A 22,983-nucleotide genomic window follows, 5' to 3' on the forward strand; every position below is an offset into this window, starting at 1 on the left:
TGTGGAAGCAGATTCACATGTTTACCCAGGCCGATAAATGCGCCAGAGTTGCCTTGACTGTTCAATAATCGCCAACAATCGGCGTGTAGGAGTGCAGCGTGGATCAAGTCAAAGCCATGAAGGTCTTCGTGCGGATTTACGAGCGTTCCAGCTTCACCCTGGCGGCCAATGACCTGAATCTGCCCCGTGCGACCCTGACCCACACACTCAATCAATTCGAGGCCTGGCTGGGCACGCGCTTGTTGGAACGCAGCACCCGGCGTGTGCGCCCGACCCTCGATGGCGAGGCGTATTACCAACGATGCGTGCAGTTGCTCGCGGAGCTGGAAGAGGCCGAGCTGGCGTTCCGCAGCGTGGCGCCCAAGGGGCGTTTGCGCGTGGACCTGCACGGCACGCTGGCCAAGTATTTTGTGGTGCCAGCGCTGCCGGAGTTCATGGCGCGTTACCCGGATATCGAGCTGTCCATCAGTGAGGCGGATCGCTTTGTCGACCTGATCGCGGAGGGCGTCGATTGCGTGCTGCGTGCAGGCACCCTGGGGGATTCCGCGTTGATTGGCCGGCGCGTCGCCAACTTGCGCCAAGTGACCTGCGCGAGCCCCGCTTATCTGCGCAAATACGGAGAACCCAAGCGCCTGGCCGAGCTGAGTGAACACCGCGCGGTGAACTACGTGTCGCGCACCACGGCCAAGCTGTTTCCGTTCGAGTTCATGGTCAATGGCGAGCTGCAGGAAGTGAGTATCGACGGTGCATTGTCGGTGTTCGGCGCGGAGATTTATTCGGCCAGCGCGGTGGCCGGACTCGGCATTATCCAGTGCCCGCACTACCGCATGGCGGAGCTGATCGAACAGGGTGTGATGCGTGAAATCCTGCGTGAAACACCGCCGCCGTTGATGCCGGTTTCAGTGTTGTATCCGCAGAATCGGCACATGTCGCCACGGGTGCGCGTGTTCGTCGACTGGCTCGCGGAAATCTTCGAAAATGCCCGCTAACCCGCGTAGTTAAAGGGTTTCATGAATTTAATTTCATCCGCCTACATCGCGTTTTGACGCGCAACTGTCATCTGGCCACTGCGTAATTGTGTGAAGCGTTTGACGCTTTCATTTCAGAACAGTGACGGAGACCGGTAACAATGAAGACGTTGATAAGCCCTATGGTGGGTGCCGCCATGGCGAGCTTTATGCTGTCCGCCCACGCCGATTTTATCGATGACAGCCACGCCGATGTGACCCTGCTCAACCGCTACCTCAACCAGCAGGGGCGTGATGTGGTGAACAGCAACGCCAAGGCTCACAGCATTAGGGATTGGGGCCAGGGGTTCGAGTTCAACTTCAAGTCCGGCTACACCGAAGGTCCGGTGGGTTTTGGCCTGGACCTGCAGGCGTTCTACGGGTTGAAGCTGGACTCCGGCGGTGACCTCAACGACAAGGAACACCAGGGTCGCTACCCCGGCAGCATGTTCCCGCTGGACAACGGCAAATCCGCCGACCAGTTCGGTGTGTTGAGCCCGACGTTCAAGATGCGTTTCGCCAAGGATGAACTGCGTGTCGGTACGCTCTACGGCAACAACCCGATACTCGCCAACACCGACGGGCGCCTGTACCAGCAGACCAATACCGGTGTGCAACTGGTGTCCAAAGACCTCAGCGACTTCACCTTCACCGGCGGCGATATCTTCAAGACCAAGATTCGCAACGAAACCGGCGACCAGGGCATGATCACCGCCGGCGGCACCAAAGAGAGCGATCGCTTCCTGTTCGGCGGTGCGGATTACACCGGCATCCAGAACACCACGGTCAGCCTGTGGTATTCCAACCTTGAGGATTACTACCAGCAGTTTTTCCTCGGTGCCAAGCGCCATGACGCGTTATCCGTGGGTGCCATCGACACCGACGTGCGTGTGTTCCGCAGCCTGGGGGTGGGCGGCAACGCCGACGGTGACAAGGACTACGCCGCGAGTGGTCTGTACGGCGACGGCGTGAACAAAGGCCGCATCAACCAGACCACCGCCAGCTTGCTTGAAAGCTACAGCCTCGACGGCCACACCGTCGGCCTGGGTATCCAGAAAAACAGCGGCGACAGCGACTTCCCGTACCTGGACTCCGGCCTGAACAGCGGCGACAACCGCCAGGGCCCAGGCTCAGGCGCCGACACCCCGGCGCTGACCAACATGCAGTTGAATAAATTTCAACACGCCGGTGAGCGCACTTGGCTTGCGCAGTACAAGTATGACTTCGGTAAGCTTGGCCTCACGGGCCTGACGTTCTCCGCTGCCTATGCCCACGGTGATGACATCCGCACGGCGCAAGGCACCACCAGCGAATGGGAACGTAACGTCGCCGTGGCTTATCAAGTGCCCACCGGCACTCTCAAGGGCCTGGGTGTGACCTGGAAAAACGCCCACGCCAGCCCGGACATCAGCGGTGCCACCGTGCAGGATGAAAACCGCTTCTATGTGAGTTATGTCGTTCCACTCTGGTAGGCAATTGCTGTAGAACGGAACGGCAGACTTAAGCGATTCAGCTGGTTAAAAGGCCTGGGAATAACCTTATTCCCAGGCCTTATTTGCCGACGTCCAAGAGAGGATTCGATGACTTACATTGCTGCCGAAAACCGCTATGAATCTATTCCGTACCGCCGCGTAGGCCGCAGTGGATTGGTGCTGCCTGCACTGTCCCTGGGCCTGTGGCACAACTTTGGCGACAGCACCCCGATCGACACCCAGCGCGCTCTGTTGCGCACCGCGTTCGACCTGGGCATCAACCACTTCGACCTGGCCAACAACTATGGCCCACCCTATGGCAGCGCCGAGATCAACTTCGGCCGCTTGCTGCGCGAAGACTTCAAGCACTACCGCGACGAACTGATCATCTCCAGCAAAGCCGGCTGGGACATGTGGCCCGGCCCTTACGGCCAGGGCGGCGGCTCACGCAAGTACGTGCTGGCCAGCCTCGACCAGAGCCTGCAACGCCTGGGCGTCGACTACGTGGACATCTTCTACTCCCACCGTTTTGACGCCGACACCCCCCTGGAAGAAACCGCCAGCGCCCTCGCCACTGCCGTGCAACAAGGCAAGGCGTTGTACATCGGTATTTCGTCCTACTCGGGCGTGAAAACCCGCGAAATCGCCGCGCTGCTCAAAGAGTGGAAAGTGCCGCTGTTGATTCACCAACCGGCCTACAACCTGCTCAACCGCTGGGTGGAAAAAGACCTGCTGGACACCACCGAAGAGCTCGGCGCCGGGGTGATCGCGTTCACGCCATTGGCCCAGGGTCTGCTGACCGACAAATACCTCAACGGCGTACCGGCGGATGCGCGGGTGAATCGTCCGGGCGGTGGTTCGTTGCAGGCCAAGCACCTGTCCGAAGCCAACATCGCCCACGTGCGTGCGCTGAACGAAATCGCCCAGCGCCGTGGCCAGAGCCTGGCGCAACTGGCATTGGCCTGGACCCTGCGTGATCCACGGGTAACCAGTGCGCTGATCGGTGCGAGCCGGCCGGAGCAGATTATCGAGAACGTGGGTGCGTTGAAGAACTTGAGCTTCAGTGCGGAAGAACTGGCGGAGATTGATCGGTTTGCGCAGGAGGGTGGGATCAACCTGTGGGAAAAGCCATCCACCGCTGAATAATCCGACGCCACTCGATCAAATTGTGGGAGCGGGCTTGCTCGCGAATGCGGAGTGTCAGTCAACAGATGTACTGACTGATCCACCGCCTTCGCGAGCAAGCCCGCTCCCACATTTAATCCTCGGCGGGAGTTAGAACGGCACATCCCCCAAAATCGTCGCCCGGTGCATCACCCGCCGCTGCGGCCGGTAATCATCCACCGCGTAATGTTGCGTCACGCGGTTATCCCAGAACGCCACATCGTTTTCCTGCCAGCGCCAGCGGATGGTGAACTCCGGGCGTGTCGCATGGGCGAACAGCAGCTTTAGAATCGCCTCGCTCTCCGCCGGCTCCAGCTCGTTGATCCTGGTGGTGAACCCATCACTGACAAACAGTGACTTACGCCCACTCACCGGGTGCGTGCGCACCACCGGGTGCGACAACGGCGGGTTCTTCTTGCGAGTCTCTTCCCAACGCGCCAGGTCTTCGGCGGTGTTGCCAAAGCGCTCCAGCGGGAAGGATTTGGTGAAGTCGTGGGTCGCGGTCAGCCCATCGAGCAAGCGCTTCAACGGCTCGGACAACGCCTCATACGCCGCAATCCCGCTGGCCCACAGCGTATCGCCGCCAAACGCCGGCAGCAGCTTGGCGCTGAGTACGGCGCCCAACGCCGGAGTCGGCAGGAAGGTCACGTCGGTGTGCCACACGGCGTTGTCGCGCACGTCGGTGACGGCGGTGTCGAGGATCAGCACTTCGGGCTGTTCCGGCACATTGGGGTAGATCGGATGGATATGCAGGTCACCAAAATTCGCCGCGAACCGCGCTTGCTGTTGCGGGTTGATCGGTTGATCGCGGAAGAACAGCACCGAGTGCTTGAGCAATGCCTGTTCAATGGCATCGCGCTCTTCAATGTTCAACGGCTGGGTGATATCGACGCCACTGATCAGGGCACCCAATGCGGTGCTGAGGGGGGTAACGGTCAGGCTGCTCATGCGGTTCTCACTCAATGTGCCTGGCCATGCCACGGCACTAATTTACGCTGCAGGGCACGCAGGCCCATTTCCATGGCGAAGGCGATCAGGGCGATGACCAGGATGCCCAGCACCACCACGTCAGTGACCAGGAACTGCGCCGCCGACTGCACCATGAAACCCAGGCCGCTGGTGGCCGCGATCAGCTCGGCGGCGACCAATGTCGACCAGCCCACGCCCAGGCCGATGCGCACGCCGGTAAGGATGTCGGGCAGCGCGCTTGGCAGGATCACATGGCGAATCAACTGGGCGCGGGTGGCGCCCAACGACTGTGCGGCGCGCAGCTTGGCCGGGTCGACCGTGCGCACACCGGTCGCGGTGGCGATGGCAATCGGCGCGAAGATCGCCAGGTAAATCAGCAGCACCTTGGACAGTTCGCCAATGCCGCACCAGATCACGATCAGCGGCAGGTAGGCCAATGGCGGGATCGGGCGGTAGAACTCGATCAGCGGGTCGAGAATGCCACGGGCGATACGGTTGGAGCCGATGGCGATCCCCACCGGCACGGCAGTCAGCACGGCAAAGCCCAAGCCCAGGCCGATACGGCTGAGGCTGGCGCCCAGGTGTTGCCACAGGGTGGAGTCCATGTAGCCGGTGGTCGCCAGCAGCCAGCCTTTCTGTAGCACTGCGGACGGCGGTGGCAGGAACAGTGGTTCGATCAAACCGGTGGCGGTCACGGCCCACCAGATAACAAGCAACGCGACCAGGGTCAGCAGGCTGATCCAGCGGGTGCTCAGGCTGCGACGCACCGGGATAACCGCGTGCACCGCCGGCTTGGCGGCCGTGACGGGAAGTTCGTAGCTGCTCATGCGGACACCTGCCGTTGGGAGAACACTTTGCCCAGCACGTGTTCGCGGGTTTCGATAAAGCGCGGGTCGGACTTGATCGCCCGCGCCGACTCACCGGCGGCGTAGCGTTGGCCGAAATCCAGGCTCAGGCGTTCGACGATCTGGCCAGGGTTGGGCGCCAGCAGGATCAGGTCGGTGGCCAGGAAGACCGCTTCTTCGATGTCGTGGGTAATCAGGAACACCGGCTTGGCCGTGCGCCGCCAGACTTGCAGCAGCAGCTCCTGCATCTGCTCGCGGGTGAAGGCGTCGAGGGCGCCGAAGGGTTCGTCCATCAGCAACACGCGAGGGTCGGCCGCCAGCGCGCGGGCGAGGCCGATACGTTGTTTCTGCCCACCGGAAAGTTGCCAGATGCGACGGCTGTCGAAACCGGCCAGGTCCACCAGCGCGAGCATTTCCCGAGCGCGCACTTCACGTTGCGCCTTTGGCACACCGGCCAGCTCCAGGCCGAAGCCGACGTTGGCCAGTACATCCTGCCAGGGCAGCAGGGCGTCGTCTTGGAACACCACGCCGCGTTCGGCGCTCGGGCCTTTGACCGGCACGCCATCAAGCGTAATGCGCCCGGCGGACGGTTCGACAAAGCCGGCAATCAGGTTCAACAGCGAAGTCTTGCCACTGCCGGACGGGCCGAGGGCCACCAGCAATTGCTGGGGCCCCAGGTCGATTGAAATGTCTGACAGTACCGGTTCTGTGGCGCCTGGGTACTGTGCGCTGATGCGCTCCAGTTGTAGCAAGGCCATCGCGATGAACTCCTGATCAGTTAGTAATGAACTTGGCGCTGACGTAAGGGGCGTAGTCCGGCAGCACGGCGTCGACCTTGCCTTGCTCCTTGAGGAACGCGGCGGTATCGGTCACGGCCTTGGTGGTCGGTGCGCCCAGCAGGGTCACCTGGTCGGCGGCCAGCGGGTAGACGTTGCCTTGCAGCAGCAGTGGGATGTCGCTGGGCTTGGCGCCGGAGAGTTTCACCAGTTTTTCGACGTTACCTTTGTCGGCGAGCCAGGCTTGTGGGTCTTTACGGTAGGCGGCGTAGGCATCCAGGGTGACTTTGGCAAACGCCGTGACGATTTCCGGGTGCTTCTCGGCAAAATCCTTACGCACGATCCAGGCATCGAAGGTAGGCGCGCCAAACTTGGCCAGTTCGCCGGAGGTGATCAGCACCTTGCCGTTTTCCTTGGCCACGCCCAGGGCAGGGTCCCAAACGTAAGTAGCGTCGATATCACCGCGCTTCCAGGCGGCGATGATCGCCGGTGGTGCGAGGTTGAGGATGGTTACTTTGGACGAGTCGATGTTCCAGTGCTTCAGCGCAGCCAACAGGCTGTAGTGACCGGTGGACACGAAGGGCACGGCGATTTTTTTGCCGATCAGGTCCTGCGGGCTGTTGATCCCCGAACCGTCGCGCGCTACCAGGGCTTCGGCGCCGCCGATCTGGGTGGCAACGAGGAAGGTTTCCACTGGCACTTTGCGGGTGATCGCAGCGGTCAGCGGGCTGGAACCGAGATAGCCGATCTGCACGTCGCCGGACGCGATGGCGGCGATGATGTCGGCGCCATTGTCGAATTTGCGCCAGTTGATCTTGGCGTTGGTGGCTTTTTCGTAGGCGCCGTCGGCCTGGGCGACTTTGGCCGGGTCCACGGTGGTCTGGTAAGCGATGGTCACATCCGCCGCCTGGGCAAACAGGCTGGCACCGGCCAGGGACAATGCGGCCAAGAGGCGCAGAGGGGTAAGCAGTTTCAAGGGGAAGCTCCTCAATCAGGCGGCCGAGGGTCGGCGTGTGAGGAGACTAAATGATCTAAGAATACGAAAATAAATAACATTTTCGAATTAGCTTATGAGGAGAAGTGAACGTGGATCCTGAGGCGCATAGGTCAAATGTGGGAGCGGGCTTGCTCGCGAATGCGGTGTATCAGTCAGCACATCAATCACTGACAGACCGCATTCGCGAGCAAGCCCGCTCCCACAGGGTTTGTGTACGACCTTTAGTTACTGATCGCCAGAATGCTCGCCTGGTACGAGCCAACAAACACGTCAAAATCACCCACTTCGTTCTGCTCAAGCTCCGCCTGCTGTGCCAGCGATTTGCGTGCCAGTTCTTCAAACTGCGCTTGCTCTTCGGCTGGCAGCGGCTCGCTGCGGAAATGCTCGGCGTGCAGTTGGCTCTGGTGCAGGGAGAACTGCGCAAAACTTTCCTTACGCTCGGCCATCGCCGCCAACACCTGGGCCGACGGGGTCAGGGACGAATCCTTGACCTTGGCCAACTGAGCATCCAGCGCCTGGCTGTGCTCGGTGATGCCGTGGCTTTCATCCAGCAAGGCGGCCAGTGGCGCAATCTGCTCCAGCAGCTCGGCAGCCCATTCCTTCATGTCCACAGGCTGGCCCTGACGCTGCAATTGCAGGCCGGGACGGCGACCCTCCTTGACCACGCTGAGGAAGTTGGAGGTGGCGTTGCCGCACTCGTTGTCGGCAAACAGCGGGCTGTCGTTCAACGCGCAGTACAGCAGGAAGGCGTCGAGGAAACGCGACTCCGGCAGGTCGATGCCCATCGGCAGGAACGGGTTGATGTCCAGGCAGCGCACTTCGATGTACTGGATGCCACGGGCCACCAGCGCCTGGATCGGCCGTTCGCCGGTGTAGGTCACACGCTTGGGGCGGATGTTGGAGTAGTACTCGTTTTCGATCTGCAGGATGTTGGTGTTGAGCTGTACCCACTCACCGTCCTGATGGGTTCCGATTTCGACGTACGGTGCGTAGGGCGTTGCCACCGCTTCACGCAGGCTGTCGGTGTAGCTGCTCAAATCGTTGTAGCAAGGCGTGAGGCCGGCCTGGGCGTTGCTCTGGTAACCCAGGTCGCTCATGCGCAGGCTGGTTGCGTAGGGCAGGTACAGCGTGTCGGCGTCGAGCACTTCCAGCTGGTGCGAGCGACCGCGCAGGAAGCCGGCGTCCAGAGCAGGGGATGCACCGAACAGGTACATCAGCAGCCAGCTGTAACGGCGGAAGTTACGGATCAGCGCGATATAGGCGGTGGACTGGTAGTCGCGATCGGTGCCGACAAATCCCTCAGTCTCTTTAAGCAACGGCCACAGCGCTTCCGGCAACGAGAAGTTGTAGTGGATGCCAGCGATGCACTGCATGGTCTTGCCGTAACGCAGGGCCAGGCCCTTGCGATACACGTACTTGAGCTGTCCGATATTGGACGTGCCGTAGTAGGCAATCGGAATGTCTTCCTCGGCCGGCAACGGGCACGGCATCGAGGGGCTCCACAGGTATTCGCTGCCCAGCTTGGTGTAGGCAAAGCGATGGATCTTGTCCAGGCTGCTCAGGGTATCGGCCGGGTTGGGCAGGGCGGGAGTGATGAACTCCAGCAGCGATTCCGAGTAGTCGGTGGTGATCTGTTCGTGGGTCAACGCGGCGCCCAAGGCTTCAGGGTGCGGCGTTTGTGCCAGTCGACCCTCACCGGTGACACGCAGGCATTCGCGCTCGATGCCGTGCAAGCACTGCTCTAGCAGGGAGAGGTGTTCGCGCTTGCCGAGCAGGGCCAGGCGGCGGTTGAGAAGTTCGCTCAAGTTGGATTCCTTCACGCGTCAGTCGCCCCAATATGGGGGTGGGCAGGACGGTCTACAAGGGTGAAGTTAAAACTGGCGTGATCGCCTGGTTTAGAGTCGATTTAACTCGCTCTGAATATGCCGACTTCACTCCATGAATTTGGCTACAGCGCAGCGAGAAAATTCCGACGCCGTGATTGCAGCGCCGAAATTAACTCAAATCGGGGGTGGGGAGCTATAGGACAGCGAAGGTGCCCTGTGCTTTTGCGACAAGTCTTTCGTCTTGATACACGTCTGCCTCGACCACCAGCGTGCGGCGACCGGCATGAATCACCCGGCTGGTGCACAGCACGTCACCGTCGGACACGGCGCGAATGTAGTTGATCTTGCACTCGATAGTCGCGCTCTGCTGGTCGAAACCATGGGAGCTGGAACAGGCCAGCCCCATCGTAATGTCCACCAGGCTGAAAATCGCCCCGCCATGGAGCTTGCCCGCGCGATTGCGCAGTTGCGGCTCCAGGGTCAGGGCCACCTCGGCAACGCCTTCCTCAAGGCGTTGCAGGCGGCAGCCGATCAGTTCGCTGAACGCGCTCTGGGTCAAACCGGCCGGGATTTCCATCAGCGTTTCTTCAACTGTTTGGCGTTGGCGAACAGCGAGGCCATGGCGTTGTTGCTTGGCGCTGCGGTGGCGGTTTCTTTGCGCGGTGCATTGTTCTGCGACTGGCGCGGTGCCGAACCCGGACGAGCACCACGGGCACCGTCGATTTTCTCGCCGGGGGTGTCGCTCATGCGCATCGACAGGCCAACTCGTTTGCGCGGGATGTCGACTTCCATCACCTTGACCTTGACCACGTCGCCGGCTTTGACCGCTTCACGCGGGTCTTTGATGAACTTCTCCGAAAGCGCGGAGATATGCACCAAACCGTCCTGATGCACGCCGATGTCCACAAAGGCGCCGAAGTTGGTCACGTTGGTGACCACGCCTTCGAGGATCATGCCCAGCTCCAGATCCTTGAGGTCTTCGACGCCGTCCTGGAACTCGGCGGTCTTGAACTCGGGACGTGGGTCGCGGCCAGGTTTTTCCAGCTCTTGCAGGATGTCGGTGATAGTCGGCACACCGAAGGTTTCGTCGGTGTACTTCTTCGGATCCAGGCGTTTGAGGAACGCAGCATCGCCGATCAGCGAGCGGATATCGCGGTCGGTCTCGGCGGCGATGCGCTGCACCAGCGGGTAGGCTTCCGGGTGGACTGCGGAGGAGTCCAGCGGGTTGTCGCCGTTCATTACGCGTAGGAAACCGGCGGCTTGCTCGAAAGTTTTCTCGCCCAGGCGTGCGACTTTTTTCAGTGCTGCACGGGTTTTGAACGCGCCGTTTTCGTCGCGGTGGGTCACGATATTCTGCGCCAGGGTGGCGTTGAGGCCGGAAATGCGCGCCAGCAAGGCGACGGAAGCGGTGTTCACGTCCACGCCCACGGCGTTTACGCAGTCTTCCACTACGGCGTCCAGGCCACGTGCCAGTTTCAGCTGCGACACGTCGTGCTGGTACTGGCCGACGCCGATGGATTTAGGATCGATCTTCACCAGTTCGGCCAATGGATCCTGCAGGCGACGGGCGATGGACACCGCACCACGGATGGACACGTCGAGGTCCGGGAATTCCTTGGAAGCCAGCTCCGACGCCGAGTACACCGAAGCGCCGGCCTCGGAGACCATGACCTTGGTCATTTTCATGGCTGGGTATTTCTTGATCAGCTCGGCGGCCAGCTTGTCGGTTTCACGGCTGGCGGTGCCGTTGCCGATGGCGATCAGGTCTACCGCGTGCTTGGCGCACAGGGCAGCCAGGATGGCCAGGGTCTGGTCCCATTTGTTGTGCGGCACATGCGGATACACCGTGGCGTGGTCCAGCAGCTTGCCGGTGGCGTCGACCACGGCAACCTTGCAGCCGGTGCGCAGGCCCGGGTCGAGGCCCAGGGTGGCACGCGGGCCGGCCGGGGCCGACAGCAGCAGGTCGTGCAGGTTGTGGGCGAACACGTTGATCGCCTCGGTCTCGGCGCCGTCGCGCAGTTCGCCCAGCAGATCGGTTTCCAGGTGGGTGTAGAGCTTGACCTTCCAGGTCCAGCGCACCACTTCACCGAGCCACTTGTCCGCAGGACGGTTCTGATTCTGAATGCCGAATTGTTGACCGATCATGCCTTCGCACGGGTGCATGGTGCCCGGCAATTCGTCACCGACCTTCAGCGCGGAGCTGAGAATGCCTTCGTTGCGGCCACGGAAAATGGCGAGCGCACGGTGGGACGGCATGCTTTTCAGCGGCTCGTCATGTTCGAAGTAGTCGCGGAACTTGGCGCCTTCTTCCTCTTTGCCGGCGATGACACGGGCGCTGAGGATGGCTTCCTGCTTCAAGTAAGTACGCAGTTTTTCCAGCAGGCTGGCGTCTTCGGCGAAGCGCTCCATGAGGATGTACTTGGCGCCTTCGAGAGCGGCCTTGACGTCGGCGACGCCTTTTTCGGCATCGATGAAGCGGGCGGCTTCGGTGTCCGGGGTCAGCGACGGGTCGTTGAACAGACCGTCGGCCAGCTCGCCCAGGCCGGCTTCCAGGGCGATCTGGCCCTTGGTGCGGCGCTTTTGCTTGTACGGCAGGTAGAGGTCTTCGAGGCGGGTCTTGGTGTCGGCGAGCTTGATGTCGCGCTCAAGCTGTGGAGTCAACTTGCCTTGTTCCTCGATGCTGGCGAGGATGCTGATACGCCGTTCGTCGAGTTCTCGCAGGTAGCGCAGACGCTCTTCCAGGTGACGCAGTTGGATGTCGTCGAGGCTGCCGGTCACTTCTTTACGGTAACGGGCGATGAAAGGCACCGTGGAGCCTTCATCCAGTAGAGCGACGGCCGCTTCGACCTGTTGTGGGCGTACACCGAGTTCCTCGGCGATGCGGCTGTTGATGCTGTCCATAAAACCACCTGAAATTCTGAAAAGCAGCTCGCAGGCCCGGAAAACAAGGCCCTGGGAGGCTGGTTGAGCGGCCCGACTGGCGCCGCTGCCTGGGTCAAGAGGCAGCCTATTGACCCTCGAAATCGAAAAAATCACACAAGCGGGTAAAAAAAGCCTCGGCAGCAAACGGTAACGATCTGAAGTTGCCCTGCACGACGGCGCCGCATTATAACCAGCGTTCTGTCCTTGGGGGGGATTGCGCCAACGGTTGTAGGGCGCGGGTTCGCTGGCAGTTGAGGAAAAATCTGCTAACAATGCACACGGTGCGTATAACGGCAGCTAGGCCATAATGCGCGCCGAGATAAGAGGAGCATCTAATGAGCAGCACTGCACAAACTGCTGAAGGCGAAAAAATTCTCATCGTTGACGACGACCCGGGGCTGAGCAGCCTGCTGGAGCGCTTCTTCAACTCCAAGGGCTACCGTGCCCGCGCGGTGCCGAACACCGAGCAGATGGACCGCCTGTTGGGGCGTGAAGTCTTCAACCTGGTCGTACTCGACCTGATGCTGCCCGGCGAAGACGGCCTGACCGCCTGCAAACGCCTGCGCGGCGCGAACAACCAGATTCCCATCATCATGCTCACCGCCAAGGGCGATGAGCTGAGCCGCATCAAGGGCCTCGAGCTGGGCGCTGATGACTACCTGGCCAAGCCGTTCAACCCCGACGAGCTGATGGCTCGGGTCAAAGCCGTGCTGCGTCGCCAGGCACCGCCGGTTCCAGGTGCCCCAGGCAGCGAAGACGAGAGTGTCACCTTTGGCGACTACGAACTGTCGCTGGCCACCCGTGAGCTCAAGCGTGGCGATGAAGTGCACATGCTTACCACGGGTGAATTTGCTGTGCTCAAGGCCCTTGTGATGAACGCTCGCCAGCCGTTGACCCGCGACAAGCTGATGAACCTGGCCCGTGGTCGGGAATGGGACGCTCTGGAGCGCTCCATCGACGTGCAGATTTCCCGTCTGCGCCGGATGATCGAGCCTGACCCGTCCAAGCCACGGTACATCCAGACGGTATGGGGCGTGGGTTATGTGTTTGTGCCGGACGGCAATAAAACCAGTTGACCGGTGATTTGCAGGGGCGGGCATCCTGGCGTTTGACTCCATGAGGGTCGACGGGATGTCCGGCGTCTGCAATTCTGCGAGCGCCGCTCGTTTCTGCAAGGTATCTAGCAGTCTTCTATGAAAACCCCGCTGTGGTTCCCCCAAAGTTTTTTCTCCCGCACCCTTTGGCTGGTGCTGATCGTCGTTCTGTTTTCCAAGGCACTCACACTGGTTTATCTGTTGATGAACGAGGACGTGCTGGTGGACCGGCAATACAGCCACGGTGTCGCCTTGACGTTGCGCGCCTATTGGGCGGCAGACCCGGAGAACCGCGAGAAGATCGCCAAGGCCGCGACCCTGGTGCGCGTCGCCGGTGCAGGCGTGCCGGAGGGCGAGCAGCATTGGCCCTACAGTGAAATCTACCAACGCCAGATGCAGGCCGAACTGGGTGAAGACACCGAGGTGCGGTTGCGCATGCATGTGTCGCCCGCATTGTGGGTACGTGCTCCGAGCCTGGGCGAAGATTGGTTGAAAGTGCCGTTGTACCCGCACCCGCTGCGGGGGCAGAAGATCTGGAACGTGTTGGGCTGGTTCCTGGCGATCGGTCTGCTTTCAACGGCCTCGGCATGGATTTTCGTACGCCAGCTCAACCAGCCTCTAAAACGCCTTGTGTTTGCCGCCCGACAACTGGGCCAGGGGCGCAGCGTGCGTCTTCCGGTCAGCGATACGCCGAGTGAGATGACCGAGGTGTACGGCGCGTTCAACCAGATGGCGGAAGACGTCGAACAGGCCGGGCGCGAACGCGAGTTGATGCTGGCGGGGGTGTCCCATGACCTGCGCACACCGTTGACGCGATTGCGCTTGTCTCTGGAGTTAATGGGCAACCATAGCGACCTCACTGACGACATGGTCCGCGACATCGAGGACATGGACGCGATCCTCGACCAGTTCCTGGCGTTTATCCGCGATGGCCGTGATGAAGTGGTTGAAGAAGTCGACCTGACGGACCTGGTGCGTGAGGTGGTCGCGCCCTACAACCAGAACGGTGAACAGGTACGTATGCGCCTGGAGCCGATCCAGCCGTTTGCGTTGCGTCGAGTGTCGATGAAGCGCCTGTTGAACAACCTGATCGGCAACGCCTTGCATCACGCCGGTTCCGATGTGGAAGTGGCGGCCTATGTGTCCGGCGACAGCGCTGCGCCTTATGTGGTGCTGAGCGTAATGGACCGGGGCGCAGGCATCGACCCGGACGAGTTGGAAGGCATCTTCAACCCGTTCACCCGTGGCGACCGTGCCCGGGGCGGCAAGGGGACTGGCTTGGGGTTGGCGATTGTGCGGCGGATTGCCTCGATGCATGGCGGCAATGTTGAGTTGCGCAACCGAGAAGAGGGTGGCCTGGAGGCGCGGGTGCGCTTGCCGCTTGGGTTGATGTTGCCCCGCGACGCGGTCTAAGCAACAACACAGGCCGAATGTGGGAGCGGGCTTGCTCGCGAATGCAGGGTGTCAGTCGATACATACTTGACTGATCCACCGCTTTCGCGAGCAAGCCCGCTCCCACACTGGTTTGTGGCGGTTGATCAGCCCTTGCCCTTGGTCCGAGTCATATTCGGCCCACCATTCTTCTCCAGATGCTGAATGATGATCCCCGCCACATCCTTCCCGGTGGTGGTTTCAATGCCTTCCAGGCCCGGTGACGAGTTCACCTCCATTACCAGCGGCCCGTGATTGGAGCGCAGGATATCCACACCCGCCACACTCAACCCCATCACCTTGGCTGCCCGCAGTGCGGTCATGCGTTCTTCCGGGGTGATCTTGATCAGGCTGGCGCTGCCGCCACGGTGCAGGTTGGAGCGGAACTCCCCCGGCTTGGCCTGGCGCTTCATCGCCGCAATCACCTTGTCGCCCACCACGAAGCAGCGGATATCCGCACCGCCGGCTTCCTTGATGTATTCCTGCACCATGATGTTCTGCTTGAGGCCCATGAACGCCTCGATCACGGATTCGGCCGCTGTCGCGGTTTCACACAGCACCACGCCGATACCCTGGGTGCCTTCCAGCACCTTGATCACCAGCGGCGCGCCGTTGACCATGTCGATCAGATCGGGGATGTCATCGGGGGAGTGGGCAAAGCCCGTCACCGGCAGGCCGATACCCCGGCGCGACAACAGTTGCAGCGAGCGCAGCTTGTCCCGTGAACGGGCAATGGCGACCGACTCATTGAGGGGAAACACCCCCATCATTTCGAACTGGCGCAACACCGCGCAGCCATAGAACGTCACCGAGGCGCCGATGCGTGGGATCACCGCATCAAACCCCTCCAGCGGCTTGCCCCGGTAGTGGATCTGCGGCTTGTGGCTGGCAATGTTCATATAGGCACGCAACGTGTCGATCACCACCATTTCGTGGCCACGTTCGGTGCCGGCCTCAACCAGGCGGCGGGTGGAATACAGACGCGGGTTTCGCGACAGCACAGCAATCTTCATGCAGCACCTGGGACAGAAAGAGTAGAGACCGGGAACACCGGCTTGTCTTGAACGTACTTGATGCCGGGATTGACCACCAGTTGGCCGTCAATCAAGGCTTTGGATCCCAGCAATAGCCGGTAACGCATGGCTTTGCGGCAGGCCAGGGTAAATTCCACCCGCCATACCCGATCACCCAGCGCCAACGTGGTGCTGATGACATAGCGCACCTGCGCATGGCCGTTGGAGCTCTTGATGGTTTTCATCGTCACCAGGGGCGCTTCGCAGCGGCGGTGACGCAGTTGCACAACGCTGCCCAGGTGCGCGGTAAAACGCACCCACTTCTCACCGTCGCGCTCGAACGGCTCGATATCGGTAGCGTGCAGGCTTGAGGTGCTGGCACCGGTGTCGATCTTTGCGCGCAGGCCTGCCACTCCCAAGTCGGGAAGTGCCACCCACTCACGTAGACCCACAACGGTCAAATGGTCAAATGTCTTCAATATGGATAACCGGTATTTCAGAAATGTTTCGTAGTTGTCGAGGACAGTAACGTCCAACGGCTCACGGAGTGTGACAATCCCTGCCATCACTGAGGCTAGGTGCCGAATTCGCGGTATTCACGCAGAATAATCGGCAAATGGCGACAGATATCTCTCAAGCTTCAATAATCAGTGATGCTTGGGCAAGGCACGCAAAACTCGAGGTGTCTGGCGTATCTTAGGTGAGCCTTGCGGTTTATGCGTTGAAGGGTTCCAAGAGTAAGGTTGCGACATTTTTCAGAGCGAGGAATTCAAGTGGCTCAAAAGCAGGAAGAGGAAGAAAAGGTCCGATTGGACAAGTGGCTGTGGGCCGCGCGTTTCTATAAAACCCGTGCGGTGGCCAAGGCCGCCATTGAGAGCGGCAAGGTGCACCATCGCGGCGAGCGCTGCAAGCCGGGCAAGGAGCCGCGTGTCGGCGATGAGTTCCAGATTCGTGTCGGGTTTGATGAAAAGACGGTCGTGGTTCAGGCACTCTCCATCGTGCGCCGTGGTGCGCCTGAAGCGCAGGCGTTGTACACCGAGACCGAAGCCAGCATCGCCAAGCGTGAAAATGCGGCGGCGATGCGTAAGGCGGGCGCCACGGGCATGACCACCGATGGCAAACCGAGCAAGAAGCAGCGCCGCGACCTGTTCAAGTTTCGCGGCAGTGGCATTGATGATTGACGGCGACAGTGGGGGAGCAAGCTCCCTCACCCTTGGCTATCACGTTGGGCGAACCACACTCAGTCGACTGATCAGCGGCATGTGCTGAAGCAGGCCGAACACCGGCGCCGTCACCCGCAGCAACCCACTCGAAACCTTCGCCGCAAACGGCGTGTAATACCCCCATCCCAACGCCAACAGCGCCAGCAACACCCCGCCAATGTAATCGTCCTGGCCCCAATGCGCGCCCGCCACCAGGCGCGGCATCATGAACAGCAGCGCCAGTCCCCAGATCACCAGCATCTGACCAATGCGCTTGGCGAACACCGTCATGAACATCCCCCAGATCAACAGCACCGATGCGTGATCCCCAGGAAAACTCTGACTCGATCGGTCCTTCAATTCCCAGGTCTTCTCCAACCCCGGGAAGTAGTCGCTCATCTGGATCGCGCCACTGATCACCATCGACGGGCTGCTGTGTTGCCAACCCATGTACGCCGCGAATTTGGAAAACAGCATGCGGATAAACAGCAACAGCAGCAGAATGCCGACAAAACCTAACAATGCCTGGCGCACCTGCACGGCCTTGAAGACCCAGTCGCCGCGAATCAGCAGCGTCAGCAGAATCACGCCGACCACCGCATCGAACGGCCGCAAACTGGCTACCGCCCACACGTGCAGCCAGGTCGAGTTGCTGGCCAGCGGGTCATTGAGCAGATGAAACAGCCACTCGTCGAAAAGCACACACAGCATCTGGCCCGTGGGCCACAGCCAAAAACACAGCAGTGCGATAGCGAGTAGATTGCAAAAGGCCCATCGCCCGAGGTTCCACTTGGCTTGGAACAAACCCGGATTGTTCATAAACTGTCCCCCACGGCTCCAGAAAACCGCACCAAAACGGTGCTAAAGCGTTTGATTCTATAAACCTTGTAATCAATTTGTCATCAATTCAGATACCCAGACCTATGACTGATCTACCGGATACCGACTTCACCCAACGCTTCATCTTTGACGAGAGCGACGCCCGCGGCGAGCTGGTCTCGCTGGAGCGCAGCTATGCCGAAGTCCTCGCCAAGCACCCCTATCCGGAGCCGGTCGCGCAACTGCTCGGGGAGCTGATGGCAGCGGCGGCGCTGCTGGTGGGCACCATGAAATTCGACGGGTTGCTGATCCTGCAGGCGCGTTCCGAAGGCCCGGTGCCGATGCTGATGATCGAGTGCTCCAGCGAGCGCGAAATCCGTGGGTTGGCCCGTTACGAGGCCGACCAGATTGCCCCGGACGCCACCTTGTCCGACCTGATGGCCAACGGCGTGCTGGCGATCACCGTCGACCCCACCGAAGGCCAGCGCTACCAAGGCATCGTCGACCTGGACGGCGAAACCCTGTCGGACTGCTTCACCAACTATTTCGTAATGTCCCAGCAGGTCGGCACCAAGTTCTGGCTCAACGCTGACGGCAAACGCGCCCGCGGCATGCTGTTGCAGCAATTGCCACCCGATCGCATCAAGGACGAAGACGAACGCACCGACAGCTGGCGCAAGCTGACGGCCCTGGCCGGTACCCTCACCGCTGAAGAGCAACTGGGCCTGGACAACGAAACCATCCTGCATCGCCTGTACCACGAAGAAGCCGTGCGACTGTTTGACGCACAAGGCCTGCACTTCAATTGCAGCTGCTCGCGCGAGCGCTCGGCCAATGCCTTGGTCAGCCTCGGCCTGGAAGATGCGCAAAACCTGGTGATAGAGCACGGCGGGCATATCGAGATCGACTGCCAGTTCTGCAACGAGCGCTACCTGTTCGATGCGGCCGATGTCGCCCAATTGTTCGCCGGCGCAGGCATCGACACCCCTTCCGACACCCGCCACTAAAACGTTTAAGCACAGGTAAATCACCTGACAAACGCCGGATTAGCGCAGTTCTGACGGGAGGGCCCTACTCTTTTTGGGCTTTTCTGGCATAATCCGGCCCACTTTTTTCGCGGTAGTAGTGCGCAACTTTCTACTACAAAACGTTTGGAGCACTCGGCCATAGGCCGACGGGGAACCTCATGACGCAAGCCAACAACGCCGTATACACCGATCTGAGTGTTGACGATCTGGTTAAAGAAGCCCTGCAGCGTGGTGAAGGCGTGCTCGCCGATACTGGCGCGCTGGTCGTCGAAACCGGTCACCGTACTGGCCGTTCGCCGGTCGACCGTTTCATCGTTGAAGAGCCTTCCACCCAGGCTTCCATCGCCTGGGGCCCGATCAACCGCAAGTTCCCGGCCGACAAGTTCGATGCCCTGTGGGCTCGCGTCGAGGCCTTCAACAACGCGCAAGAGCATTTCGTTTCCCATGTTCACGTAGGGGCTGCCGAAGACCACTACCTGGCCGTGAAAATGACCACTCAAACTGCCTGGCAGAACCTGTTCGGTCGTTGCCTGTTCATCAACCCGGCCCAGTACAACCCGGCCGGTCGTGAAGAGTGGCAAGTGCTCAACGTGGCCAACTTCGAATGCGTGCCAGAGCGTGACGGCACCAACTCCGACGGTTGCGTGATCCTCAACTTCGCCCAGAAGAAAGTGCTGATCGCCGGCATGCGTTACGCCGGTGAGATGAAGAAAGCCATGTTCTCGGTGCAGAACTTCCTGCTGCCGGCTTCCGACGTGCTGCCAATGCACTGCGCCGCCAACATCGGCGAAGCAGGCGACGTGACCCTGTTCTTCGGTCTGTCGGGCACCGGTAAAACCACCCTGTCCGCCGACGAAAGCCGTTACCTGATCGGTGACGACGAACACGGCTGGGGCGAAGGCGTGGTGTTCAACATCGAAGGCGGTTGCTATGCCAAGTGCATCGACCTGTCCGAGAAGAACGAGCCGGTCATCTGGAAAGCCATCAAGCACGGCGCCGTGCTGGAAAACGTGGTGATCGACGAGGCCAAGCACGCCGACTACACCAACGTCAGCCTGACCCAGAACAGCCGCGCCGCCTACCCGCTGGAGCACGTTGCCAAGCGTTCCGAGAAGAACCTGGGCGGCGAGCCAAACGCGGTAATCTTCCTGACCTGCGACCTGACCGGCGTACTGCCGCCTGTGTCGATCCTCAGCGAAGAACAAGCGGCCTACCACTTCCTGTCCGGCTACACCGCACTGGTGGGCTCGACCGAAATGGGTTCCGGCGGCGGCATCAAGTCGACCTTCTCCACCTGCTTCGGTGCACCGTTCTTCCCGCGCCCGGCTGGTGAATACGCCGAGCTGCTGATCAAGCGCATCCGCGGCTTCGGCTCCAAGGTCTACCTGGTCAACACCGGCTGGACCGGCGGCGGCTACGGCGTCGGCAACCGCTTCAACATCCCGACCACTCGCGGCGTCATCGCAGCGATCCAGAGCGGCGCGTTGATCGGTGCAGAAACCGAACACCTCGACACCATCAACCTCGACGTGCCACTGGCCGTACCGGGCGTTGAAACCGGCCTGTTGAACCCACGTAACACCTGGGCTGACAAAGCTGCCTACGACGAAGCGGCGAAGGCGCTGGCGGGTCTGTTCATCGAGAACTTCAAGAAGTTTGAAGTGAGCGATGCGATCAAGGCTGCGGGTCCTAAGTTGTAAGATTCGAGCGTTGTGAAAAAGCCGCCTCTTGTGGGCGGCTTTTTTGTGCGCGAACGCTTAGTCGGCGATGTGCAGAACCACCGCGCCGACCAGTACCAGCACAACCCCCACCACCTGCACCACCGACAACCGCTCCTTGAAAAACACAAACCCCAAAATCGCCGCAATACCGCCCGACAACGTACTGATCACCGTCACCACCGACACCGACCCCGCCATCGCCCCCCAGGAAAACGCCGAGAACCCACCCAGGTTCATCAAGCTTGCGCCGGTCAGCGTTGCGCAGTTTTTCAGCGGTGGGATTTTCAGGCCGTCCTTGATCTTCAGCACCATCACCACCAATACGCAGAGCCCCACCAGGTAACCGAGCCACAGCATGGTGATCGGCCCTAGCGCGGGCAAGGTATAGCGGCCTTGCAGCCAGAAACTGGTGCCATACAGCAAGGCGGCGAGCATGGCGTAGGCGATCGACTGGCGAGGGTTGTTTTGGGGGACGCCGTTGTCTTTATGAATGCTGGAGAGGATCACGCCGATCACGCACACGGCGATGCAGCCCAGTTGCGTCAGGCTGATGTGCTCGCCGCTGGCCCAGGACAGCAAGGTGGTCACCACGCCGTAGGACGTCACCAGCGGCGCGACGATGGCGGCTTTGCCAAGGGCGAAGGCCTTGGACAGCGCCAGGGCGCCGGAGACGGTGAACAGGGCGGCGGCGACGCCCAGGAGCCACACGCTCAGCGGGGCGTAGAGGGATTTGAACAGCACGCTTGGCAGAATGACCAACAGCAGGGTCATGATCAGGAAGCCGAGGGCTTGGCCGAAATACACCGCGCGTTTAACGCCCACGGCTCTGGCGTTGAGGCCCACGAGAAAATCCGTACCCCCCCAGAGCAGGGCGGCCAGCAGGCCCATTGTTACGTCCATGTAAGGTCCTTAGTGTTTCAGCTCAGGTTTTCCAGCGTCTGCGTGTCCCAGCTTTGAGTCTTGATGGCCAGGTAGAGCATGCCGAGGGTCAGCGGCACTTTTTCGCCGCGCCCCTTGGCGCGGCGTTTGAGAAACACATCGAACACCGGCGGGTTGAAGTAACGATAAGTGTCGAAGTCGCCCAGGTCGAGCGCAAATTCCTGCTCCAGCGCTTCCATCAGTTGCTTGGCCTCACTGCCGTCGCAGCCGAGGTCGAAGTTGATCGAGGTTTGCAGGCGGATCGTCTTGTGTTTGGGCAGGCCGATTTCTTCGTGCAGCAGTTGCAGGAGTTGCTGCATGACGGGGTCTTCGGGGAAGTTGGGCGCGAGATTCATGGTGGGGGCACGCAGGAGTGGGTGAGGGGAACGGTTGCGGCGAAGCGAGTATTCGTTTCGAGTGATGAAGAGTGCCAAGCCTATCAAGAATACGAAGACAGGGAGGAAGGGCATTCTGAGGATGACCGCCACATAGGGTAGGAGGAACGTTAAGGTGAGGCCTGTTGCGATAAAAATGAGAGCGAAGCGCTTTCTAAGGGGACGGTCAGTAATCTGATAATGAAGCAACAGGTAGAACCCGAGAAAACACACTAATTGCAGGCAGAAATTCATGGTTTCTCGTACGCCTTGGCTTCGAGTGTCCGGGTGTCCCAGTGCTTTGCTTTGACGGCCCGGTAGAGCATGTCGATGGTTAGAGGGCGCTTTCCCGTGCTGCCTTTTTCCACAAATCGCAAATAGGTATCAAAGCCGCGACGCTTGAAGTAGCGGTTGCTGTTGTAGTCACCTGGTCTCAAACCGAAATCCAGCTTCAGTATTGCCATCAATTGCTTGGCTTCGGCACGATTACATCCGAGGTCGTGGTTGACTGACGTGTTGAGGGAGATGGTTTTGTGTTTGGGCAGACCGACGCCCTCATGCAAAATTTGCAAGAGATGAAGCATGAGCGGGTCATCAGGAAAGTCCGGTGCAAGGTTCAAGGTCGGGGCGATGAATAAAGGGTGAGTGGTTTTAGCCCTGCAATAGATATTTTGGGTGCTCAATAAGCCTATGCCTGTCACGAAGGCGACTATCGGCAGGCTTTCAAGCCGTGCCTCTCTGATCCAAGAGGTGGCATATAACAGAAGTGTTGGGCCGGCTACCAATAGGCCGAGTCCAAGCCATCTTCTGAGCAAGGGCTGCTTTATTATTCTGTCGACGATGATGGCCAGTGCGAGAAGAGGCAGTAAGTTGATCCACTGAAGGTATTCATTCATTGCATTAGCCACCCTGGAACTGCCGGACCATGGCCGACAGTGATCGCTGGGGGCCAATTCCGCCGTTGACCTGGGCGTCGAGGCCAATTACCACATCACCGGCGTGATAGCTGCGAATGATTCCTTTAATAATCAGGCCAGCAGCTGCGCCAGCGGCGAACCCAACCGCAGGCGATGCCAGGCTCATGGGGGCTGACACGGCGCTGCTGATTAATCCTGCAACGATCTCCCCACGAGTGTTGAGTAAGTCAGCTTGTTGCCGGGTAAGCGGTTTGGAGATCGCAACCGTCATTTTGCAAGGCAGATCGCGAGCAAGCATTTTGCTGTAGAGATCTAGGAGTCTTTGGCGCACTTCGTTTGCAGACGTACCTGCTTCCAGCAGGCAAAGGTTTACCAGTGCAGAGTGATCGGCAGGCGGGACGACAAAACGCAGCACCGTGAAGGTAACCCCGTAGTGGCCGATATGTTGAGTCCTTTCGATGTTCACGGGTATTTGCCGGGGGCTGTTG

At 60.3% G+C, this 22,983-nt stretch carries 22 protein-coding genes; 8 read left to right on the forward strand and 14 right to left on the reverse strand.

All coding sequences use genetic code 11. From position 1 onward, the window contains the following. Positions 1–98: 98 nt before the first annotated feature. The 3 genes from HX823_RS06525 to mgrA all read left to right on the forward strand — a co-directional run bounded on the left by HX823_RS06525 (position 99) and on the right by mgrA (position 3,625). Positions 99–989: a LysR family transcriptional regulator gene (locus HX823_RS06525; protein ID WP_177074435.1), complete on the forward strand. Its 891-nt coding sequence runs from the start codon at positions 99–101 to the stop codon at positions 987–989. 161 nt (positions 990–1,150) lie between these two features. Next, on the forward strand, positions 1,151–2,479 hold the full coding sequence (locus tag HX823_RS06530; RefSeq protein ID WP_177074649.1) for an OprD family outer membrane porin: 1,329 nt from the start codon (positions 1,151–1,153) through the stop codon (positions 2,477–2,479). A 108-nt stretch (positions 2,480–2,587) separates the two neighbouring features. Continuing rightward, the gene (mgrA, locus tag HX823_RS06535; RefSeq protein WP_010214105.1) at positions 2,588–3,625 is read left to right on the forward strand and encodes an L-glyceraldehyde 3-phosphate reductase; all 1,038 of its coding nucleotides are present in this window, start codon (positions 2,588–2,590) and stop codon (positions 3,623–3,625) included. 129 nt (positions 3,626–3,754) lie between these two features. Here the strand turns inward: mgrA and tauD are convergent, their stop codons facing one another. The 7 genes from tauD to HX823_RS06570 form a co-directional block, all read right to left on the reverse strand. Continuing rightward, complete coding sequence (gene tauD, locus HX823_RS06540; RefSeq protein ID WP_177074436.1) at positions 3,755–4,591, reverse strand: taurine dioxygenase; 837 nt, start codon at positions 4,589–4,591, stop codon at positions 3,755–3,757. Positions 4,592–4,602: 11 nt separating this feature from the next. After that, a complete protein-coding gene (gene tauC / locus HX823_RS06545) occupies positions 4,603–5,439 on the reverse strand; it encodes a taurine ABC transporter permease TauC (protein ID WP_038843615.1) in 837 nt (278 codons plus the stop codon). Beyond that, complete coding sequence (gene tauB, locus HX823_RS06550) at positions 5,436–6,215, reverse strand: taurine ABC transporter ATP-binding subunit (protein ID WP_177074437.1); 780 nt, start codon at positions 6,213–6,215, stop codon at positions 5,436–5,438. Before tauB ends, tauC begins: the two co-directional genes overlap by 4 nt. Before the next feature lie 16 nt (positions 6,216–6,231). Further along, entirely contained in the window at positions 6,232–7,209 is a 978-nt protein-coding gene (tauA, locus tag HX823_RS06555) for a taurine ABC transporter substrate-binding protein (RefSeq protein ID WP_177074438.1), read from the reverse strand. 242 nt (positions 7,210–7,451) lie between these two features. Then, positions 7,452–9,035 carry a glutamate--cysteine ligase gene (gshA, locus tag HX823_RS06560; protein ID WP_177074439.1) on the reverse strand — a complete coding sequence of 528 codons (1,584 nt, stop codon included), beginning with the start codon at positions 9,033–9,035 and terminating at the stop codon, positions 7,452–7,454. Positions 9,036–9,249: 214 nt separating this feature from the next. Further along, positions 9,250–9,633 carry a PaaI family thioesterase gene (locus HX823_RS06565; protein WP_016979039.1) on the reverse strand — a complete coding sequence of 128 codons (384 nt, stop codon included), beginning with the start codon at positions 9,631–9,633 and terminating at the stop codon, positions 9,250–9,252. Then, complete coding sequence (locus HX823_RS06570; RefSeq protein ID WP_033898751.1) at positions 9,633–11,957, reverse strand: Tex family protein; 2,325 nt, start codon at positions 11,955–11,957, stop codon at positions 9,633–9,635. The genes HX823_RS06565 and HX823_RS06570 overlap by 1 nt, the downstream gene beginning before the upstream one ends. A 356-nt stretch (positions 11,958–12,313) precedes the next feature. Between HX823_RS06570 and ompR the strand changes: the two genes are divergently transcribed. Both ompR and HX823_RS06580 read left to right on the forward strand, forming a co-directional pair. Beyond that, positions 12,314–13,054, forward strand: coding sequence for a two-component system response regulator OmpR (gene ompR, locus HX823_RS06575; RefSeq protein ID WP_016979041.1), 741 nt, complete (start codon positions 12,314–12,316; stop codon positions 13,052–13,054). Between the two features lie 117 nt (positions 13,055–13,171). Further along, positions 13,172–14,485 (forward strand): ATP-binding protein, encoded by a 1,314-nt coding sequence (locus HX823_RS06580; protein WP_016979042.1) that lies wholly within the window; start codon positions 13,172–13,174, stop codon positions 14,483–14,485. Between the two features lie 125 nt (positions 14,486–14,610). Here HX823_RS06580 and rimK read toward each other — a convergent pair whose 3' ends face one another. Further along, positions 14,611–15,516 (reverse strand): 30S ribosomal protein S6--L-glutamate ligase, encoded by a 906-nt coding sequence (gene rimK, locus HX823_RS06585; protein WP_010214091.1) that lies wholly within the window; start codon positions 15,514–15,516, stop codon positions 14,611–14,613. After that, the gene (locus tag HX823_RS06590; protein WP_010214090.1) at positions 15,513–15,977 is read right to left on the reverse strand and encodes an ATP-dependent zinc protease; all 465 of its coding nucleotides are present in this window, start codon (positions 15,975–15,977) and stop codon (positions 15,513–15,515) included. The genes rimK and HX823_RS06590 overlap by 4 nt, the downstream gene beginning before the upstream one ends. A gap of 312 nt (positions 15,978–16,289) precedes the next feature. Here HX823_RS06590 and HX823_RS06595 point away from each other — a divergent pair, with 312 nt between their 5' ends. Continuing rightward, complete coding sequence (locus HX823_RS06595) at positions 16,290–16,697, forward strand: S4 domain-containing protein (protein ID WP_177074440.1); 408 nt, start codon at positions 16,290–16,292, stop codon at positions 16,695–16,697. A 39-nt stretch (positions 16,698–16,736) separates the two neighbouring features. Here the strand turns inward: HX823_RS06595 and HX823_RS06600 are convergent, their stop codons facing one another. Further along, positions 16,737–17,537 (reverse strand): phosphatase PAP2 family protein, encoded by an 801-nt coding sequence (locus HX823_RS06600; RefSeq protein ID WP_177074441.1) that lies wholly within the window; start codon positions 17,535–17,537, stop codon positions 16,737–16,739. A gap of 104 nt (positions 17,538–17,641) precedes the next feature. Here HX823_RS06600 and hslO point away from each other — a divergent pair, with 104 nt between their 5' ends. Both hslO and HX823_RS06610 read left to right on the forward strand, forming a co-directional pair. Continuing rightward, entirely contained in the window at positions 17,642–18,544 is a 903-nt protein-coding gene (gene hslO / locus HX823_RS06605) for an Hsp33 family molecular chaperone HslO (protein ID WP_177074442.1), read from the forward strand. Between the two features lie 179 nt (positions 18,545–18,723). Beyond that, on the forward strand, positions 18,724–20,265 hold the full coding sequence (locus tag HX823_RS06610) for a phosphoenolpyruvate carboxykinase (RefSeq protein ID WP_016979047.1): 1,542 nt from the start codon (positions 18,724–18,726) through the stop codon (positions 20,263–20,265). A 57-nt stretch (positions 20,266–20,322) separates the two neighbouring features. Here HX823_RS06610 and HX823_RS06615 read toward each other — a convergent pair whose 3' ends face one another. The 4 genes from HX823_RS06615 to HX823_RS06630 form a co-directional block, all read right to left on the reverse strand. After that, a complete protein-coding gene (locus tag HX823_RS06615) occupies positions 20,323–21,186 on the reverse strand; it encodes a DMT family transporter (RefSeq protein ID WP_256350011.1) in 864 nt (287 codons plus the stop codon). Positions 21,187–21,203: 17 nt separating this feature from the next. After that, the gene (locus HX823_RS06620; protein ID WP_033898738.1) at positions 21,204–21,560 is read right to left on the reverse strand and encodes a DUF1493 family protein; all 357 of its coding nucleotides are present in this window, start codon (positions 21,558–21,560) and stop codon (positions 21,204–21,206) included. A gap of 269 nt (positions 21,561–21,829) precedes the next feature. Continuing rightward, a complete protein-coding gene (locus tag HX823_RS06625; protein ID WP_177074443.1) occupies positions 21,830–22,474 on the reverse strand; it encodes a DUF1493 family protein in 645 nt (214 codons plus the stop codon). Positions 22,475–22,478: 4 nt separating this feature from the next. Next, on the reverse strand, positions 22,479–22,961 hold the full coding sequence (locus HX823_RS06630; protein WP_038845164.1) for a hypothetical protein: 483 nt from the start codon (positions 22,959–22,961) through the stop codon (positions 22,479–22,481). Between the last annotated feature and the right edge of the window lie 22 nt (positions 22,962–22,983).

The organism is Pseudomonas sp. P7759, from assembly GCF_013386445.1.
GTDB classification, from domain to species: Bacteria; Pseudomonadota; Gammaproteobacteria; order Pseudomonadales; family Pseudomonadaceae; genus Aquipseudomonas; species Aquipseudomonas azotoformans_A.

Excerpts from the sequence above, each read along its gene's own strand:
- HX823_RS06530 (WP_177074649.1), top strand. The coding sequence starts at position 1,151 with ATGGTGGGTGCCGCCATGGCGAGCTTTATGCTGTCCGCCCACGCCGAT.
- mgrA (WP_010214105.1), top strand. The coding sequence starts at position 2,588 with ATGACTTACATTGCTGCCGAAAACCGCTATGAATCTATTCCGTACCGC.
- tauD (WP_177074436.1), bottom strand. The coding sequence starts at position 4,591 with ATGAGCAGCCTGACCGTTACCCCCCTCAGCACCGCATTGGGTGCCCTG.
- tauC (WP_038843615.1), bottom strand. The coding sequence starts at position 5,439 with ATGAGCAGCTACGAACTTCCCGTCACGGCCGCCAAGCCGGCGGTGCAC.
- tauB (WP_177074437.1), bottom strand. The coding sequence starts at position 6,215 with ATGGCCTTGCTACAACTGGAGCGCATCAGCGCACAGTACCCAGGCGCC.
- HX823_RS06565 (WP_016979039.1), bottom strand. The coding sequence starts at position 9,633 with ATGGAAATCCCGGCCGGTTTGACCCAGAGCGCGTTCAGCGAACTGATC.
- HX823_RS06570 (WP_033898751.1), bottom strand. The coding sequence starts at position 11,957 with ATGGACAGCATCAACAGCCGCATCGCCGAGGAACTCGGTGTACGCCCA.
- ompR (WP_016979041.1), top strand. The coding sequence starts at position 12,314 with ATGAGCAGCACTGCACAAACTGCTGAAGGCGAAAAAATTCTCATCGTT.
- HX823_RS06580 (WP_016979042.1), top strand. The coding sequence starts at position 13,172 with ATGAAAACCCCGCTGTGGTTCCCCCAAAGTTTTTTCTCCCGCACCCTT.
- rimK (WP_010214091.1), bottom strand. The coding sequence starts at position 15,516 with ATGAAGATTGCTGTGCTGTCGCGAAACCCGCGTCTGTATTCCACCCGC.
- HX823_RS06600 (WP_177074441.1), bottom strand. The coding sequence starts at position 17,537 with ATGAACAATCCGGGTTTGTTCCAAGCCAAGTGGAACCTCGGGCGATGG.
- hslO (WP_177074442.1), top strand. The coding sequence starts at position 17,642 with ATGACTGATCTACCGGATACCGACTTCACCCAACGCTTCATCTTTGAC.
- HX823_RS06610 (WP_016979047.1), top strand. The coding sequence starts at position 18,724 with ATGACGCAAGCCAACAACGCCGTATACACCGATCTGAGTGTTGACGAT.
- HX823_RS06615 (WP_256350011.1), bottom strand. The coding sequence starts at position 21,186 with ATGGACGTAACAATGGGCCTGCTGGCCGCCCTGCTCTGGGGGGGTACG.
- HX823_RS06620 (WP_033898738.1), bottom strand. The coding sequence starts at position 21,560 with ATGAATCTCGCGCCCAACTTCCCCGAAGACCCCGTCATGCAGCAACTC.
- HX823_RS06625 (WP_177074443.1), bottom strand. The coding sequence starts at position 22,474 with ATGAATGAATACCTTCAGTGGATCAACTTACTGCCTCTTCTCGCACTG.